Raw genomic sequence first — 16,862 nt, 5'->3', positions numbered from 1 at the left:
GGGATGGAAAGAAGTCAGAGACGCACCTTTGCGTTACCAGCCCCCAATGGGGCCGGAGGCCATGCAAGTTGCGCAGGATAGCGGCAATCCAGCCACCGTGGAGCCAACATTTGGTTACGGCGAAAAATTTAAGAAAAAAGTGCCTCCAGCGCCACAGTGGCATGCCTGACAAGCTATGAATTGATGAGCATATTTCATAGTCCACGCACCCACGGGTTTACCCGATGGCTGCGCCCGTGGCCACCGGGTACGGCGCAAACCGGCTGTGGTTTTCGTTCACATCCAGCGCCCGTCCGATGGGCGGAAACGCGCGCTGAGGGCAGGCGTCGCGCTCGCACACCTTGCAGCCCATACCGATCGGTACGGCGGCCTCGGGGCGTGCCAAGTCCAGCCCGCGCGAGTACACCAGCTGCGGCGCGTGGCGGATGTCGCAGCCCAACGCCACCGAGAACTCCTTGCCCGGCACGCCCCACCCGCCCCCGCTGCGCGACACGGTGCGCGCCACCCACAGGTAAGCCCGCCCATCCGGCATGCGCGCCACCTGCGGCACGATGCGCCCGGGCTGGGCAAAGGCCTCGTACACGTTCCACAGCGGGCAGGTGCCGCCAATCTTGCTGAAATGAAAGTGGGTGGCTGACTGCCGCTTGCTGATGTTGCCCGCCCGGTCCACGCGGATGAAGAAAAACGGCACCCCCCGTGCGCTGGGCCGCTGCAGGGTGGACAGGCGGTGGCACACGGTCTCGAAGCCCACGCCAAACTGCTGGCCGAGCCGGTCGATGTCGTAGTGGTGGGCCTCGGCCGCCTGCAAAAAAGCGGTGTAGGGCAATACCAGCGCCCCCGCAAAGTAGTTGGCCAAGCCGATGCGCGCCAGCGCGCGGGCCTGGTCGCTGGACAAACCCGCGCCAGCGGCCAGGCGTTGCAGCTCTGCGCCCTGCTCCAGAAACGCCAGCTGCGTCGCCATCTGAAACGCGCGCTGCCCCCGCTCCAGCCCGGCCGCCAGCTGCAGCACGCCGGTGTCGGCCTGGAACACGCGCTGCGCCTGCCCCGGCAGGTCGGCCACATCCACCACCCGCACGCCGTGGGCGGCCAGCAGGCGCCGGGCCAGCGCCTCGTCGGCACGGCCGGGCAGCAGGCCCCAGGCGGCGGCGCAATGCTCGGCGGCGTCGTCCAGCTCGGCGATGTGGTTCTGCCGTGCAAAGAAGAAGTCGCGCACTTCTTCATAAGCCATGGGCGGGTGGTGGGCCATGGCGCCTTCGCCGCCCCGGTCGTTGCCCAGGGCGGCCAGGCGTTCGAGCGCCTGGCGGTGCCGCTGGTGCAGCGCAAGCAGCGTGCGCGCCACGGCGGGCATACCGGCGGCCAGCTCGCGGATTTCGGCGAGCGACACAGCATCGCCCGCGCCCTCGCCGCCCACACCCGCCGGCAGGTCGGCCAGCACCTCGCGCAGGCCGGTGATGAGGCGAGCCTCATCGTCATCGGAGAACCGCTGCACATCCACGCCGAACACGGCGTTGATCTTGAGCAGCACCGGCACGGTGAGCGGGCGCTGGTTCTGCTCCAGCTGGTTCAGGTAGCTGGCCGACAGGTCCAGCGCGCGCGCCAGCGCCACCTGGGTCATGCCGCGCTCTTCGCGCAGGCGGCGCAGGCGCACGCCCATGAAGGTTTTTTTCATTGTTTCTTTCGCTCTCCGGCCGCGCCATTCGTTCGCAAAACCAATCTGCAAACAATTCGCAAACTTTGCAAATTGCAGGCACCACCTTCGCAATCATTCGCCAATTCAGACCTTACACAGGGGCGCCATTGTGCGTAAATTGCGAAGCATGACAACCCCTCAAGGCACCGTCGAGCTGACGGAAATCGTCTTCCCCGCCGAAGCCAACCACTACGGCACGCTGTTCGGCGGCAACGCCCTGCAGCTCATGGCCAAGGCGGCGTTTCTGGCGGCACGCGGTGCCGCAGCGCGCGACGTGGTGATGGCGGGCGTGACCGATGTGCGTTTTCTGGCCCCAGTGCCCGTGGGCCATGTGCTCACGCTGCGCGCCTGGGTCAGCCGCATGGGCCGCAGCTCGCTCACCGTGTGTGTGAACGGCCTGGCCGCCACGCTGGGCTCGCCGCCAGAGGCCGTGCTGCAGGGGGTTTTCGACATGGTGGCCGTGGACGCCAAAGGCCGCCCCACGCCCATCGCCAACGCCTATCTGAACCCGGAGGAGACCCCATGACCACCCCCACCACCGTTGAAACCCCGGGCTTCAAGCCCAAGAAATCCGTGGCCCTGTCGGGCGTGACGGCGGGCAACACCGCCCTGTGCACCGTGGGCCGCACGGGCAACGACCTGCACTACCGGGGCTACGACATCCTGGACATTGCCGAGGTCTGCGAGTTTGAAGAAATCGCCCACCTGCTGGTGCACGGCAAGCTGCCCACGCGCGCCGAGCTGCGTGCCTACAAGGCCAAGCTCAAGGCCCTGCGCGGCCTGCCGCTGTCGGTCAAGCAGGCGCTGGAGCAACTGCCCGCCGCCAGCCACCCCATGGACGTGATGCGCACGGGGGTCTCGGCCCTGGGCTGCGCGCTGCCAGAAAAGGACGACCACAACCTGCCCGGTGCGCGTGACATCGCCGACCGGTTGATGGCATCGCTGGGCTCCATGCTGCTCTACTGGTACCACTGGGCCAGCTCGGGCCGCCGCATCGAGGTGGAGACGGACGACGACTCCATCGGCGCGCACTTTTTGCACCTGCTGCACGGCACAGTACCCAGTGCGGCCTGGGAGCGCGCCATGCACACCTCGCTGAACCTGTATGCCGAGCATGAGTTCAATGCCTCCACCTTCACCGCCCGCGTGGTGGCCGGCACGGGCAGCGACATGTATTCGGCGATCACCGGCGCCATCGGTGCGCTGCGCGGCCCCAAGCACGGCGGCGCCAACGAGGTGGCCTTCGAGATCCAGAAGCGCTACGACAGCCCCGACGAGGCCGAGGCCGACATCCGCCGCCGCGTGGAGGCCAAAGAGGTCGTGATCGGCTTCGGCCACCCGGTCTACACCGTGAGCGACCCGCGCAACGTGGTCATCAAGGGCGTGGCGCGCAGCCTGTCGCACGAGGCGGGCAGCACCAAGATGTTTGACGTTGCCGAGCGGCTGGAATCGGTGATGTGGGAGGTGAAAAAGATGTTCCCCAACCTCGACTGGTTCAGCGCCGTGAGCTACCACATGATGGGCGTGCCCACCGCCATGTTCACACCGCTGTTCGTCATTGCACGTACCAGCGGCTGGGCTGCGCACATCATTGAGCAGCGCATCGACAACAAGATCATCCGGCCGAGCGCGAACTACACCGGGCCCGAAGACCTGGCGTTTGTGCCCATTCAAGACCGCAAGTAAAACAACGCCCCCAGCCCCACGCCCATGAACACCCTGTATCGCAAGCCGCTGCCCGGCACGCAGCTGGACTACTTCGACGCCCGCGCCGCTGTCGAAGCCCTGCAGCCCGGCGCCTGGGCCACCCTGCCCTACACCGCCCGCGTTCACGCCGAGAACATCGTGCGCCGCGCCGACCCGGCCACCGTCAACGACTGCCTACGCCAGCTCATCGAGCGCAAGCGCGACCGCGACTTCCCTTGGTACCCCGCACGCGTGGTGTGCCACGACATCCTGGGCCAGACCGCATTGGTGGACTTGGCGGGCCTGCGCGATGCGATTGCCAAAGAGGGCGGCGACCCGGCCCAGGTGAACCCCGTGGTGCCGGTGCAGCTCATCGTGGACCATTCGCTCGCTGTGGAGTGTGGCGGGTTCGACCCCGAGGCGTTTGCCAAGAACCGCGCCATCGAAGACCGCCGCAACGAAGACCGCTTTCACTTCATCGAGTGGACGAAAAAAGCCTTTGCCAACGTGGATGTGATCCCGGCGGGGAACGGGATCATGCACCAGATCAATCTGGAAAAGATGTCGCCCGTGGTCCATGCCGACCGGGGCGTGGCCTACCCCGACACCTGCGTAGGCACCGACAGCCACACCCCGCATGTGGATGCGCTGGGCGTGATCGCCATCGGCGTGGGCGGCCTGGAGGCCGAGAACGTGATGCTGGGCCGCGCATCGATGATGCGGCTGCCCGAGATCGTAGGCGTGGAGCTGACCGGCCAGCGCCAGGACGGCATCACCGCCACCGATGTGGTGCTGGCGCTCACCGAGTTCTTGCGCAAGGCCAAGGTGGTGGGCGCGTACCTGGAATTCTTTGGCGAAGGCGCCGCCAAGCTCACCATTGGCGACCGCGCCACCATCTCCAACATGGCGCCGGAATATGGCGCAACGGCGGCGCTGTTCAGCATCGACGAGCAGACGCTGGACTACCTGCGGCTGACCGGCCGCGAGGCCAGCCAAGTCAAGCTGGTCGAGACCTATGCCAAAACCGCTGGCTTGTGGGCCGATGCGCTCGCGGACGCCGTGTACGACCGCACCCTGCGCTTTGACCTGTCTACCGTGGTGCGCAACCTGGCTGGCCCCTCCAACCCCCATGCGCGCCTGGCCACCTCGGACCTGGCCGCCCGGGGCATTGCGGGCCCCTGGGCTATGCCCTCGCCGGGCGAAGGCACGATGCCCGATGGCGCCGTGGTCATCGCCGCCATCACCAGCTGCACCAACACCAGCAACCCGCGCAACGTGATCGCGGCCGCGCTGCTCGCGCGCAGCGCTCACCGGCTGGGCCTCACACGCAAGCCCTGGGTCAAGACCTCACTCGCGCCCGGGTCCCGCGCGGTGGAGCTGTATTTGAAGGAAGCCGGTTTGCTGACCGATCTGGAGGCGCTGGGCTTTGGCATCGTGGCCTTTGCCTGCACCACCTGCAACGGCATGAGCGGTGCGCTGGACCCTGCGATTCAGCAGGAGATCATCGATCGCGACCTGTACGCCACCGCCGTGCTCTCGGGCAACCGCAACTTTGACGGGCGCATCCACCCGTACGCCAAGCAGGCGTTCCTGGCCTCGCCGCCCCTGGTGGTGGCCTATGCGATTGCGGGCACGGTGCGGTTTGACATCGAAAAGGATGTGCTGGCGGTGGTGGATGGCCAGCCTATCCGGCTCAAGGACCTGTGGCCCAGCGATGAAGAAATCGACGCCGTGGTGAAGGCCGCCGTACAACCCGCACACTACCGCGCCGTGTACGAGCCCATGTTTGCCACCCGACACGACGATGGCCCGCGCGTGTCGCCGCAATACGACTGGCGGCCACAGTCCACCTACATCCGCCGCCCGCCCTACTGGGACACCGAAGGCATCGGCGCACTGGCCGCCCACCCGCGCACCCTGCAGGGCATGCGCCCGCTGGCCATCCTTCCCGACAACATCACCACCGACCACCTCTCACCGTCCAACGCCATCCTGCCCGGCAGCGCGGCGGGCGAGTACCTGGCGCGCATGGGCGTACCCGAGGAGGACTTCAACTCCTACGCCACGCACCGGGGCGACCACCTCACCGCCCTGCGCGCCACCTTTGCCAACCCACAACTGGTCAATGAGATGGCCGTGATCGATGGCAAAGTCCAAAAAGGCTCGCTGGCCCGCGTGGAGCCCGAGGGCCAGGTGATGCGCATGTGGGAGGCCATCGAAACCTACCTGCACCGCCGCCAGCCGCTCATCATCATTGCGGGCGCCGACTACGGTCAGGGGTCGAGTCGCGACTGGGCCGCCAAGGGTGTGCGGCTGGCGGGGGTGGAGGTGGTGGTGGCCGAGGGCTTTGAGCGCATCCACCGCACCAACCTGATTGGCATGGGGGTGCTGCCGCTGGAGTTTGGGGCGGGGGTCAACCGCAACACGCTGGGGCTGGATGGGACGGAGGTGTATGACGTGGAGGGAGGCATACAACCCCGCACCGAACTCAGCCTGGTCATCCGCCGCAAAAATGGCGAGGTCACCCGGGTGCCCATGACATGCCGCCTCGACACGGCCGAAGAGGTCTCTATCTACCAGGCGGGCGGCGTGCTGCAGCGCTTTGCGCAAGACTTTCTTGCCAAGAATACAGAACAAAAACAGGCTCTGGCGCACGCCTAGTAAGCGCCATACGCTATCAAATTTGATATTTCTCCATGAGCATCTCCCCCGCACCACAGATCCGCATCCCCGCCATCTACCTGCGCGGCGGCACCAGCAAGGGCGTGTTCTTCTGCCTAGACGACCTGCCCGCCCCCGCCCAGCAATCCGGCCCGGCGCGCGACGCCCTGCTGCTGCGCGTGCTGGGCAGCCCCGACCCGTATGGCAAGCAGATCGACGGCATGGGCAATGCCTCGTCAAGCACCAGCAAGGCAGTGATCCTGTCGCGCAGCACGCGGCCGGGGCATGACGTGGACTATCTGTTTGGCCAGGTGTCCATCGACCAGCCCTTCGTGGACTGGAGCGGCAACTGCGGCAACCTCTCGGCGGCGGTGGGGCCCTGCGCCATCCACATGGGGCTGATCGATGCGGCGCGCCTTCCGCAAGACGGCACCTTTCCGGTTCGCATCTGGCAGGCCAACATCGGCAAGACCATCGTGGCGCATGTGCCCATGGCCCACGGACAGGTGCAGGAGACGGGCGACTTCGAGCTGGACGGCGTGACCTTTGCTGCGGCCGAGGTGGCGCTGGAGTTCATGGACCCGGCGGACGATGGGGAAGAAGGCGGCGCGATGTTCCCCACCGGCAATGTGGTGGACACGCTCGAAGTACCCGGCGTCGGCAGCTTTGCCGCCACGCTGATCAACGCGGGCATCCCCACCATTTTTCTCAACGCACAGGAGCTGGGCTACACCGGCACCGAGCTGCAAGGCGCAATCAATGGCGATGCGGCGGCACTCGCGCGCTTCGAGGCCATCCGCGCCCATGGCGCCTTGCGCATGGGGCTGATCCAGCAACTGAGCGAGGCCGCCACCCGCCAGCACACGCCCAAGATCGCGTTCGTCGCGCCGCCTGCGAGCTACACCGCCGCCAGCGGCAAAACCATCGATGCCAAAGACATCGACCTGCTGGTGCGCGCGCTCTCCATGGGCCAGTTGCACCACGCGATGATGGGCACAGCGGCGGTGGCCATCGGCACCGCCGCCGCCATTCCGGGCACGCTGGTCAACCTGGCGGCAGGCGGCGGCGTGCGCAGCAGCGTGCGGTTTGGCCATCCCTCGGGCACCCTGCGCGTGGGGGCCGAGGCGGCGCAACTCAACGGCCAGTGGAAGGTGACCAAGGCCCTCATGAGCCGCAGCGCCCGCATCCTGATGGAAGGCTGGGTGCGTGTTCCTGCGGACACTTTTAAAGCAAAAATGGCCTGAAGCGCTAGCGAATCATGCGCCAGCAGCTATCAAATATATAGCTACTCAATTCACCAACCACAACATGAATACCAAACAACAACTCAAGACGCTGGCCCAGGCCCGCCGGGGCGTCATCGTGCCCGGCGCCTTCAACGCCCTCTCGGCCCGCGTGGTGGCCGACCTGGGCTTTGAAGCCCTTTACGTGACCGGCGCAGGCGTGACCAACATGTGGTTCGGCCTGCCCGACCAGGCCTTCATGGGCCTCACCGACATTGCCGACCACACGGCGCGCATCCGGGACGCGGTAGAGCTGCCGCTCATCGTCGATGCCGACACCGGCTTTGGCAACGCGCTCAACACCTACCACGCCGTGAGGGTGCTGGAGCGCGCGGGGGCCGACTGCATCCAGCTCGAAGACCAGGTCAGCCCCAAGCGCTGTGGGCATTTCAACGGCAAGGAGGTGATTGCCACCGACGAGATGCTGGGCAAGATCAAGGCCGCCGTGGACGCGCGCCGCGACGCAGGCACCCTCATCCTGGCTCGCACCGACGCCTGCGCCACCCAGGGCTTCGAGGCCGCCGTGGAGCGCGCCCGGCGGTTTGAGGAGGCTGGCGCCGACATCCTGTTTGTCGAAGCTGTCACCACCCTCGACGAGATCCGCGCCCTGCCCCAGCGGCTGGCCGCGCCGCAGCTGATGAACATGGTGATTGGCGGCAAGACCCCCATCACCAGTGCCGAAGAACTGGCCACCCTGGGCTATGGCCTGGTGCTGTACGCCAACGCGGCGCTGCAGGGCGCGGTGGCAGGCATGCAAAAGGCGCTGACGGCGCTGCGCGACCACCAGCGCATCGACGAAGACCCCGCCCTCGTGGCACCTTTTGCCGAACGCCAGCGGTTGGTGCGCAAGGCCGACTGGGATTCGCTGGAGGCCAAGTACGCCAGCGGGAGGCCATAGCGTCGCAAACGGTGCGAATGGCTTGGACGGATTGAACCAAGCAAACACCTGTCTCGTTTTTGCATTCGAGACAGCACAAGCGGTTGGCGCGGAGCACAATGGGTGAATCCGCCACACCGTGCACGCCGCCTGATGCAAAGCATTTCTTCACTGAACCTGGCGAACTTGTTGCTGGACGCCGTCTGCGTCGTTCAAACAGACAGCACGATCGTGTTTGTCAGTGCCGCGTTCGAACGCATCTTTGGATACAAGCCCGAGGAAGTCATTGGCAAGCGCATGCTGGACATGGTGCACCCCGACGACCTACCCGCCACGCAACGCCAGGCCCAGAGCGTGACCCAGGGCGAGCTGCAGCTGCAGTTTGAAAACCGCTATGTGCGCAAGGACGGCTCTATCGCCCACATTCGCTGGACGGCACGCTGGTTGCCCGACAGGCAAGTCCGGCTGGCCGTGGCCCATGACATCACGGAGCGCAAGGCCGCAGAGTCAATGCAAGCGGTGATCTACGCCATCTCCGAAGCCGCGCACACCACGCACAACCTGCAGGCGCTGTTCCAGCACATCCACCAGATCGTGGGCGGGCTGTTGCCAGCCACCAATTTTGCGGTGGCTCTGTATGACGCGCTGAGCGACCGGCTTAGCTTTCCGTACCACGTCAACGAGTACCTGCCAGCACCTGCGACGATGGGCCTGGCCGACGACGCCCGCTATGCCGAGGTGATCCGCGGCGGTGCCACCCTGCTGCTGACGCCGGATGCGCCCATGGCACACGCCCTTGGTGGCGAGCACCAACCCTTGTACTGGCTGGGCGTACCCCTGCAGACGCAGCGCGGGCCGCTGGGCGCGCTGGTGCTGCAAAGCTATACCGAGCAAGGCCGCTACACCGACAAGGACAAGGAGCTGCTGCAGTTCGTCTCCACCCAGGTGGCGGCCGCCATTGAACGCAAACAGATGTATGAGCGCCTGGAGCACATGGCGCAGTACGACCAGCTTACGCACCTGCCCAACCGCCAGCTGTTTCTGGACCGGCTCAAAACGGCCCTGGCCCGCGCACGGCGCGAGCAGACGCTGCTGTCGCTGCTTTTTATTGACCTGGACCGCTTCAAGGAAGTGAACGACACGCTGGGCCACGCCATGGGCGACCTGCTGCTGCAGCGGGTGGCACAGCGGCTGCTCGAATGCGTGCGTGCGTCCGACACCGTGGCGCGATTGGGAGGCGACGAATTTGTGGTGCTGCTCGAAGGCGGCCAGGCCCGCGAGCATGCGAGTGCAGCGGCCCACAAGATCCTCGCGGCCTTTGGGCAGGACTTTGACCTGGAAGGCCAGCGCCTGTACATCCAGCCCAGCATCGGGGTGGCCATCTACCCCGAGCATGGCGGCGAAGAACACCGCCTGCTGGGCCACGCCGACGAGGCCATGTACCTGTCCAAGCGCAACGGCGGCAATCAGGTGCGGGTGGCGCTGGCGCCCCCGTACTCCTGATACGCCTGAAGCCCCCGACGCACAGGGACCGAACCGTGCAGCCGCCGTCCACGCCCGTGAGCAGCGCCTCTTTCAACGGGCAGCCCCAAGGTGTCAAAGCCGTCATGCTGCAGCTCGCCGTGCGCTTGGGCCTGACTGCCGTAGCCGTGCCAGTGGCGCTCGCGGTGACGCTGCTGCTCTATCCGGTGTGGTCATGGCTGGAGCGCACCACGGGCATCGAAAGCGTGGGCCACAGCGGGCCCGCCGACTGGTGCTACCTGGCAGTTTGGGCGCCGATGGCTGCAGCCCTGCTTCTGCCTCCGCTGTGGAGACTGGTGCTGGCACTTTGGCGTGGAGTTGAAGGCCTCGCGAACACCCCGCACTGAGCGCCATGTGCAGGCGCTAAGGGCAACACCCAACCAAACCCTGTCTCTGTGCATCCCTGGAACGCAGAGACTTAATCACCAGTGCCTTAGGGGTTCTTGGGCGCAGGCCGGTCGCCCCCAGCGGATCGTCGCACAATGCGGCCTTGCACCCGCAGCCCCTCGGCCGGATGCTCCGGCCCCTCTCCCGGCCCCTTCATCCCACCCGGCGCGCAGCGCCGCACACCCATGCTCTACAACGCCCTGAAGCTTGTCCATGTCTTGTCCATCATCGTGTGGGTGGGGGGCATGGTGTTCGCCCATTTCTTTCTGCGGCCTGCCGCGCAGTCGCTGGAGCCGCCGCAGCGCGTGCGGCTGATGCATGACGTGCTGCAGCGCTTTTTTGCGGCCGTCACTGCCGCTGTGGTGCTGGTGCTGGGTAGCGGCCTGTGGATGATCGGCCGCGCGGCCAAGCAGGCCGTGCAGACGGGCGGCGTGTTCTCCATGCCGCTGGACTGGACCATCATGGCCACGCTGGGCCTGGTGATGATCGCTATCTTTGGCTATATCCGCTTTGCACTGTTCCGGCGCCTGCAGCGTGCTGTGGCAGCCTCAGACTGGCCCAGCGGCGCCAAGGCCCTGGGCAGCATCCGCAGCTGGGTGGGCGTGAACCTGGCGCTGGGTGTGGTGATCGTTGTGGTCACCCTGCTGGTCTAGCCCCACCTGGCCCTCGCTCGCATTTCGTATTGATTGGATGGGCACGCAAGCTGCCGCCCTGCGCGGCAGCACACACCGCGTGGCCCCAGGAGTTTTGACGTTGTTCCGTTTTTTCGAAAGCCGCCTCCCCCCCTACCCCGCTGCCGAGCCGCACTTGCCGCCCAAGGCCTTCTTGGCCTTTGTGTGGGACTGCACCCGGGGACTGCGGGGCTACGTGGCCGCCATGGCAGGCCTGTCTGCAGCCATTGCCGTTTACGAGGCTCTGCTTTTTGCCGTGCTGGGCGTGGTGGTGGACTGGATCTCCACCTCCGCATCTCCGGGCACGCTGTGGGCCGAACGCAAAGCGGCGCTGATCGGCATCACCGCGCTGCTGCTGGCGTCGGTGGTGCTGGTCGCCTGGCAGACCAGCATCAAGCACCAGGTGCTGGCCATCAACTTTCCGCTACGCCTGCGCTGGAACTTCCACCGCCTGATGCTGGGCCAGAGCATGGCGTTCTATGCCGACGAGTTTGCGGGCCGCATCACCACCAAGATCATGCAGACCGCGCTGGCCGTGCGCGACATGATCTTCACGACCACCGACGTGGTGATCGGCATGGGCATCTACCTGGTCACCATCCTCGTGCTGCTGGCCGGTTTTGACGCGCGGCTGCTGCTGCCCTTTGCCGCCTGGATGGTGGCCTATGGCCTGGCCTGCTGGTACTTTGTGCCGCGCCTGGGACAGGTGGGCAAGCAGCAGGCCGATGCGCGCTCGGTGATGACCGGGCGTATCACCGATGCGTACACCAACATTGCCACCGTCAAGCTCTTCTCGCACACGCGGCGCGAATCCGAATTTGCGCGCGCGGCGATGGACGCATTCAAGCTCACCGGCTACGCGCAGATGCGGCTGGTGAGCCTGTTCGAGATCGTCAACCAGCTGCTGGTGGTGGCCATGATTCTCGGTGCATGCGGCACCGCCCTGTGGCTGTGGTCTGCGGGCGAGGTGGGTGCGGGCGCCGTGGCCGCCGTCACGGCCATGACGCTGCGCGTGTCGGGCCACGCCCACTGGGTGATGTGGGAGATGACCACCCTGTTTGAAAGCGTGGGCACCATCCAGGACGGCATCAACACGCTGACCCGACCACGCACCGTGGTGGATGCCCCCGATGCCAAACCCCTGGTCGTGACCCGGGGCGAGGTGCGCTTTGAGGACATGAGCTTTGCCTACGGCAGCGGCCCCGATGCGCGCCCGGTCATCGACCGCCTCAACCTCACCATCCGCCCCGGCGAAAAGATTGGCCTCATTGGCCGCTCGGGCGCAGGCAAGTCCACGCTGGTCAACCTGCTGCTGCGCTTTCATGATGTGCAGTCCGGCCGCATCCTCATCGACGGACAGGACATTGCGCAGGTCACCCAGGACAGCCTGCGCCGCCACATCGGCATGGTCACGCAAGACACCTCGCTGCTGCACCGGTCCATGCGCGACAACATCCTGTACGGCCGCCCCGATGCCAGCGAGGCCGACCTGCACCAGGCGGCCGAGCGTGCCGAAGCGGCCGACTTCATCGCCACCCTCACCGACTTGCAGGGCCGCACCGGCTACGACGCCCATGTGGGCGAGCGCGGCGTGAAGCTCTCGGGCGGCCAGCGCCAGCGTGTGGCCATTGCACGCGTGATGCTGAAAGACGCGCCCATCCTGCTGCTGGACGAAGCCACCAGCGCGCTCGACTCCGAGGTGGAAGCCGCGATCCAGCAAAGCCTGGACGGCCTGATGAAAGGCAAGACCGTGATTGCCATCGCCCACCGCCTGTCCACCATCGCCGCCATGGACCGCCTCATCGTGATGGACGGGGGCCGCATTGTGGAAGAAGGCACACACGCCCAGCTGCTGGGCCAAGGCGGCGTGTATGCCCGCCTGTGGGGACATCAGAGTGGCGGGTTCCTGGGCGAATCCGAAGGGGACTGAGCCCGCAGAGACAGACAGGCGCCCAGCCGCATGGGCGACACGCTGTCGCGCACGCGGCTGTGCCGCGGGTGTGTTGTCCCTACGGTGGCGGGTTTCAACCACCGGATGGAATCGCACCGATGATCAAAGTCACCGCCGTTTACCGCTGGCGTGAAGGCGCCACCTTCAACCACGACTACTACCACTCCGAGCACATGCGCATCGCCCGCGCAGCATTGCAGCCGCTGGGCCTGGTGCGGCTGGAGAGCGACCGTGTTCTCTACCCTGGCGAGCCGCGCCCGGGGCAGATCGTGGCGCTGACCAACGCGTTCTTCAGCGACCTGAAGCAAGCCCAAACGGCCGCCAAGGCGACGATGGCTGAGCTGTCGGCAGACATCCCCAACTACACCAACATCCAGCCCGATTCGTACTTTGCGCAGGTGCTGGAGCACCCTGTCACCGCCTGACGGCCTCGTGGGTTTGCGGTGGGTGGCCCACCCCTACCCACGTTCACGCAAGGCCTTGAACAGCAGGCCCAGGCACACGCCCATGCCCAGCAAGGGGATGGCCGCCAGCACCGCCACCACGGCACGCGCCAGGGGCGACCAGTCAAAGTCGCGCGCCGTGCGCCACGTACCCAGCGCGGCGATCAGGCCCAGCACCAGCATGCCCATGCGGAAGCTGGCTCCGGGTTTGAAGAAAGCCATCAGCAATGCCCCGTTGGCCACACCAATGCACAGTGCCGCATGGCCCAGGTGCCATGCAAACGTGGAGGTGGAGTGCCCATAGCGGGCATCGTCATGGGCATCGCCCTCGTCGTCCTCTTCGCTGCGATGCGTCGGGCCTGTGCGGCTGCGCGATGAGCTGGGCGCCTGCGAACGCGGAGTTTGTGGCTCTGGCGGCCTGGCTGTAGCTGGCGACGGCGGGGCGCCATCGCCCCGCCCCCACTCGCCTGCGGACAGACCCGCCGCCGCCGCTGCGCCCACCACTCGAGCGGCGGCCCCGCCAGGAGCCTGAAGACTCGAGGCGAGTCCACGCTCTTGCAGCACGGCGCGCAGCCGCCCCGGCTCGCGCAGCGCCATCACCAGCGCCCGCACGGGCCCCTGCTCTTGCGGCTTGAGGCGCAGGTCTGCCACCTGCATGGTGGTGCCCCGTGTGTTGGCCAGCATGAACAGCGCTTTGGCCACCAGCGCGTCCTTGGGGCCGCCCTTGCCGCTTTCGATGAAGGTGCCCAGGTTGTAGGTGGCGTCGGCGTGGCCCGCCTCGGCGGCCTGGGCATACCAGGCGCGGGCCTGCGCAAGGTTCACAGGGCCGCCATAGCGGCCGTGCTCGTCGCTGGTGCCCAGGTGAAAAGCCGCGTGCGGGTCCCCTTCGCGGGCGTACCAGGCTGGCAGGTCGCGCAGGGGGTTGCCCGTCCACACCAGGGGTGCTGCGGCACCAGGTGCAGACGCAGCCGCAGCGATGGGTGCCAGGCTGAGGCCGCCGGGCGATTCAGAGGCCTCCTGGGCCAGCTTCTTTTGCTGCACCCGCTGCCGCTGCTCTTGCGCAGCGGCGTTCCACTTCGCGGCCTGCTGCGCGTCGGCCGGGCCACCCCAGCCACGCTCGAACATCACCGCCAGCAGGCGTTTGGCGGGTTCATGGTCCCAGTCTGCAGCACGCTGACACCAATAGCGGGCGTTTTCAAAGTTGGGCTGCTCCCAGCCGATCACGGTCTCCAGCGCCCGCAGAAAGGCGGCCACCTCGTGGCCCTGGGCCGCTGAGGGCTCCAGCGCATCTGCCGCTTCGATGCGCTTGCGCGAGTACAAGGCCAGTTGCTCGCTGCGGGCCACGGCGTCATCCACCGCCTTGCGCTCTTCGTCCACGATCTGCAGCAGTGGCTCGCCCGGCGCGGCCTTCAGCCGGGCCATCAGGGCCTGGATGCGGGCCTTGGCCTTGTCCGGAAAGCGCTCGTAGAAGGCTTGGGCGTCCTTGCGGGTCTCTGCATCGTGCGCACCCATGAGCTGCAGGGCCGCCGCCAGATCGAAATGCCTGCGCTGGCCCATGGTGCCAAATCGCAAGGCCCGGCCCAGCGCATACAGCGCAAGGGGGTTGCCCCGCGCGGCCCAGCGCCGGTACTCGGCCCAGGCCCTCGCGTCATCGCCCGTCTGCCGCGCCCGTGCCGCGTGGCGCACCTGCAGATCGGGCTCTTCAGGAGCATCGCCGTTGGCCAGGTAGTGCACGCCACTTTGCGGGTCATACAGGTTCAGGCCCAGGCGGGCCGCCTGCTCCCAGCCATCGTCAAACGGTGGCCCCCAGTCCGGAAAGCGGGTGTGGATGCCCACGCCAAAGGTCGGGTCGGTGATGTCAGGGCCGCCAAGGTAGATGTCCCAGAACCCGGGAAATCGCGGCTCGACGGCCTGGGCCCACGCTGCGTACTTGGGGTTCATCGGCACCTGGGGACCTGCCTCCACGCGCTCGTACTGCGCGTCCGCCTCGGCCTTGGTCGTGGGCCACGGCCAATCGGCGGGCTTTTCCCAGATCTGGATGGTGTAGCTCACGAATCCCTCCTCAGATGCCGCTCGGATGCGGCTTGTTGTGGGTGTTGACGTTCGTCAATTGCGAGCGAATTCTAGAAGCGCACCCCGCTCGCCTGCATCGCAGGCACTTCTCTGTTTTGTCCAGTGATGTGCCAGCACCACACCCGGATAACGCTCCCGTTTTTGGGTAAAAATGGGCTGTAGCGCTGGTATTTCATGCCCAATTAGCTCTTCTTTTTATAGCAAACCATGTCCACATCACCCCTTTCTGCCATGGCCCTTGACATGCCTGTGCCCAATGGCGAGCAGCTCAAGGCCGCGCGCGTTGCGGCCGGGCTCAGCCAGGCGCAAGCCGCCGAACTCATGGGCTACCCGCTGCAGACTGGCAGCCGGGGCGGCGTGCAGTCGCGCACCTGGCAGGCGCTGGAGAGCATGACCGACGAGCGCAACATGCAGGGGCCGGTGTTTGCGATGTTTTTGTTGCTCACCGGACAGCATCCCGATCTCGTGCTCGCGCCACGTTCTCCGTCGGCGGACACCCCTGCAAACGCACCTGCACCCGGCCCGCAATAAAAAAGGCGGAACGGCCCGAAGGCTGTTCCGCCAAGTCTTTACAGGGAGCAAAAGGGGTCAGCGGACGATCAGTCCACCTTGATGTTGGCCGCCTTGATGACCTGCGCCCACTTGTCCACTTCGGCTTTCTGGAACGTGGCGATCTGGGCCACGCTCATGTCAGCCGGCTCCATGCCAAACCCCTTGAGGCGGGTCTGCATGTCGGGCTGGGCGAGGATCTTGCGGATCTCGTCGTGCAGGCGGCTCACCACCGGGGTGGGCGTACCCGCCGGCACAAAAATCGCCTGCCAGGACTGCACCTCGAAGTCCTTGAGTTCGGCCACACCCGACTCCGCCACCGTGGGCACGTCGGGCATGGAGGCCAGACGCTTGGGCGACGTGACGGCGATGGCGCGCAGCTTGCCGCTTTGAATGTGCGGTGCAGCCACCACCGTGGTGTCAAACATCATGTCCACTTGGCCGCTGATCACGTCCTGGATGGCGGGGCCGCTGCCCTTGTAGGGAATGTGCGTGAACTTCACGCCCGACTTGTAGGCCAGCAGTTCCACTGCCAGATGCTGTGAGCTGCCCGTGCCAGCCGACGCAGACGACAGGCCGCCCTGCTTGCCCTTGGCGGCCGTCAGCACGTCCTTCAGGGTTTTGTAGGGACTGGCGGCGGACACCACCAGCACCACCGGGTTGGTGCCGATCAGCGTGACGGGGCTGAACGACTTGATGGGGTCGTAGCCCAGCTTGGGGTACAGGCTGATGTTGATGGCATGCGAGCTGACGGTACCGCCCAGCAGCGTGTAGCCGTCCGGGGCCGAGCGCGCGGCCGCCTCCGAACCGATGCTGCCTGCGGCGCCACCCTTGTTCTCCACCACCACCGTGGTGCCCAGGGCTGTGCCCAGTTGCTGGCCGATCAGGCGGGCCAGGGTGTCGGTGGTGCCACCGGCGGCAAAGGGCACCACGTAGCTGATGGGCTTGCCTGTGGGCCAGGTGGTCTGGGCCGTGGCGGGCAGCGCCATCAGCGCGCCTGCGGCTGCCAGGGCGGCGGATTGGACCAGGGTTCTGCGTTGCATGTGTTTGTCTCCTTGGGGTAATGAAAA

At 66.5% G+C, this 16,862-nt stretch carries 14 protein-coding genes; 11 read left to right on the top strand and 3 right to left on the bottom strand.

Features of this window, described 5'->3' with window-relative positions; all coding sequences use genetic code 11:
• Nucleotides 1–217: 217 nt before the first annotated feature.
• Nucleotides 218–1,669: a short-chain fatty acyl-CoA regulator family protein gene (locus ACOYR4_RS10935; RefSeq protein ID WP_422849533.1), complete on the bottom strand. Its 1,452-nt coding sequence runs from the start codon at nucleotides 1,667–1,669 to the stop codon at nucleotides 218–220.
• A 148-nt stretch (nucleotides 1,670–1,817) separates the two neighbouring features.
• Between ACOYR4_RS10935 and ACOYR4_RS10930 the strand changes: the two genes are divergently transcribed.
• The 10 genes from ACOYR4_RS10930 (at nucleotide 1,818) to ACOYR4_RS10885 (ending at nucleotide 13,152) form a co-directional block, all read left to right on the top strand.
• Nucleotides 1,818–2,216: an acyl-CoA thioesterase gene (locus ACOYR4_RS10930; protein WP_422849532.1), complete on the top strand. Its 399-nt coding sequence runs from the start codon at nucleotides 1,818–1,820 to the stop codon at nucleotides 2,214–2,216.
• Complete coding sequence (gene prpC / locus ACOYR4_RS10925; RefSeq protein ID WP_422849531.1) at nucleotides 2,213–3,376, top strand: bifunctional 2-methylcitrate synthase/citrate synthase; 1,164 nt, start codon at nucleotides 2,213–2,215, stop codon at nucleotides 3,374–3,376. The genes ACOYR4_RS10930 and prpC overlap by 4 nt, the downstream gene beginning before the upstream one ends.
• 24 nt (nucleotides 3,377–3,400) lie before the next feature.
• Nucleotides 3,401–6,037, top strand: a complete 2,637-nt coding sequence (acnD, locus tag ACOYR4_RS10920; protein WP_422849530.1) for a Fe/S-dependent 2-methylisocitrate dehydratase AcnD — start codon at nucleotides 3,401–3,403, stop codon at nucleotides 6,035–6,037.
• Nucleotides 6,038–6,078: 41 nt separating this feature from the next.
• On the top strand, nucleotides 6,079–7,281 hold the full coding sequence (gene prpF, locus ACOYR4_RS10915) for a 2-methylaconitate cis-trans isomerase PrpF (RefSeq protein ID WP_422849649.1): 1,203 nt from the start codon (nucleotides 6,079–6,081) through the stop codon (nucleotides 7,279–7,281).
• A gap of 64 nt (nucleotides 7,282–7,345) precedes the next feature.
• A complete protein-coding gene (locus ACOYR4_RS10910; RefSeq protein WP_015014192.1) occupies nucleotides 7,346–8,218 on the top strand; it encodes an isocitrate lyase/PEP mutase family protein in 873 nt (290 codons plus the stop codon).
• A gap of 132 nt (nucleotides 8,219–8,350) precedes the next feature.
• Nucleotides 8,351–9,700: a diguanylate cyclase domain-containing protein gene (locus tag ACOYR4_RS10905; protein ID WP_422849529.1), complete on the top strand. Its 1,350-nt coding sequence runs from the start codon at nucleotides 8,351–8,353 to the stop codon at nucleotides 9,698–9,700.
• Nucleotides 9,701–9,735: 35 nt separating this feature from the next.
• A complete protein-coding gene (locus tag ACOYR4_RS10900) occupies nucleotides 9,736–10,065 on the top strand; it encodes a hypothetical protein (RefSeq protein WP_422849528.1) in 330 nt (109 codons plus the stop codon).
• Nucleotides 10,066–10,290: 225 nt separating this feature from the next.
• A complete protein-coding gene (locus ACOYR4_RS10895) occupies nucleotides 10,291–10,758 on the top strand; it encodes a CopD family protein (RefSeq protein ID WP_422849527.1) in 468 nt (155 codons plus the stop codon).
• A 100-nt stretch (nucleotides 10,759–10,858) separates the two neighbouring features.
• Nucleotides 10,859–12,706, top strand: a complete 1,848-nt coding sequence (locus tag ACOYR4_RS10890) for an ABC transporter ATP-binding protein (protein ID WP_422849526.1) — start codon at nucleotides 10,859–10,861, stop codon at nucleotides 12,704–12,706.
• Between the two features lie 119 nt (nucleotides 12,707–12,825).
• Complete coding sequence (locus ACOYR4_RS10885; RefSeq protein WP_108625571.1) at nucleotides 12,826–13,152, top strand: EthD family reductase; 327 nt, start codon at nucleotides 12,826–12,828, stop codon at nucleotides 13,150–13,152.
• Between the two features lie 33 nt (nucleotides 13,153–13,185).
• Here the strand turns inward: ACOYR4_RS10885 and ACOYR4_RS10880 are convergent, their stop codons facing one another.
• Nucleotides 13,186–15,222, bottom strand: coding sequence for a tetratricopeptide repeat protein (locus ACOYR4_RS10880; protein WP_422849525.1), 2,037 nt, complete (start codon nucleotides 15,220–15,222; stop codon nucleotides 13,186–13,188).
• A 252-nt stretch (nucleotides 15,223–15,474) separates the two neighbouring features.
• On the opposite strand from ACOYR4_RS10880, the gene ACOYR4_RS10875 reads away from it, so the two are divergent.
• Complete coding sequence (locus ACOYR4_RS10875; RefSeq protein ID WP_309824061.1) at nucleotides 15,475–15,774, top strand: helix-turn-helix transcriptional regulator; 300 nt, start codon at nucleotides 15,475–15,477, stop codon at nucleotides 15,772–15,774.
• A gap of 68 nt (nucleotides 15,775–15,842) precedes the next feature.
• On the opposite strand, the gene ACOYR4_RS10870 is transcribed toward ACOYR4_RS10875, so the two are convergent.
• A complete protein-coding gene (locus ACOYR4_RS10870) occupies nucleotides 15,843–16,835 on the bottom strand; it encodes a Bug family tripartite tricarboxylate transporter substrate binding protein (RefSeq protein ID WP_422849524.1) in 993 nt (330 codons plus the stop codon).
• Between the last annotated feature and the right edge of the window lie 27 nt (nucleotides 16,836–16,862).

The sequence above is a fragment of the Acidovorax sp. M14 genome, assembly GCF_049331375.1.
Classification (GTDB): domain Bacteria; phylum Pseudomonadota; class Gammaproteobacteria; order Burkholderiales; family Burkholderiaceae_C; genus Acidovorax.
This window is presented reverse-complemented; position numbering and strand designations above follow the sequence as displayed.

Bases quoted from the DNA above. Each gene is read 5' to 3' on its own strand.
- prpC (WP_422849531.1), top strand. From the start codon at position 2,213: ATGACCACCCCCACCACCGTTGAAACCCCGGGCTTCAAGCCCAAGAAA.
- ACOYR4_RS10895 (WP_422849527.1), top strand. From the start codon at position 10,291: ATGCTCTACAACGCCCTGAAGCTTGTCCATGTCTTGTCCATCATCGTG.
- ACOYR4_RS10885 (WP_108625571.1), top strand. From the start codon at position 12,826: ATGATCAAAGTCACCGCCGTTTACCGCTGGCGTGAAGGCGCCACCTTC.
- ACOYR4_RS10905 (WP_422849529.1), top strand. From the start codon at position 8,351: ATGCAAAGCATTTCTTCACTGAACCTGGCGAACTTGTTGCTGGACGCC.
- ACOYR4_RS10875 (WP_309824061.1), top strand. From the start codon at position 15,475: ATGGCCCTTGACATGCCTGTGCCCAATGGCGAGCAGCTCAAGGCCGCG.
- ACOYR4_RS10930 (WP_422849532.1), top strand. From the start codon at position 1,818: ATGACAACCCCTCAAGGCACCGTCGAGCTGACGGAAATCGTCTTCCCC.
- ACOYR4_RS10910 (WP_015014192.1), top strand. From the start codon at position 7,346: ATGAATACCAAACAACAACTCAAGACGCTGGCCCAGGCCCGCCGGGGC.
- ACOYR4_RS10935 (WP_422849533.1), bottom strand. From the start codon at position 1,669: ATGAAAAAAACCTTCATGGGCGTGCGCCTGCGCCGCCTGCGCGAAGAG.
- ACOYR4_RS10870 (WP_422849524.1), bottom strand. From the start codon at position 16,835: ATGCAACGCAGAACCCTGGTCCAATCCGCCGCCCTGGCAGCCGCAGGC.
- acnD (WP_422849530.1), top strand. From the start codon at position 3,401: ATGAACACCCTGTATCGCAAGCCGCTGCCCGGCACGCAGCTGGACTAC.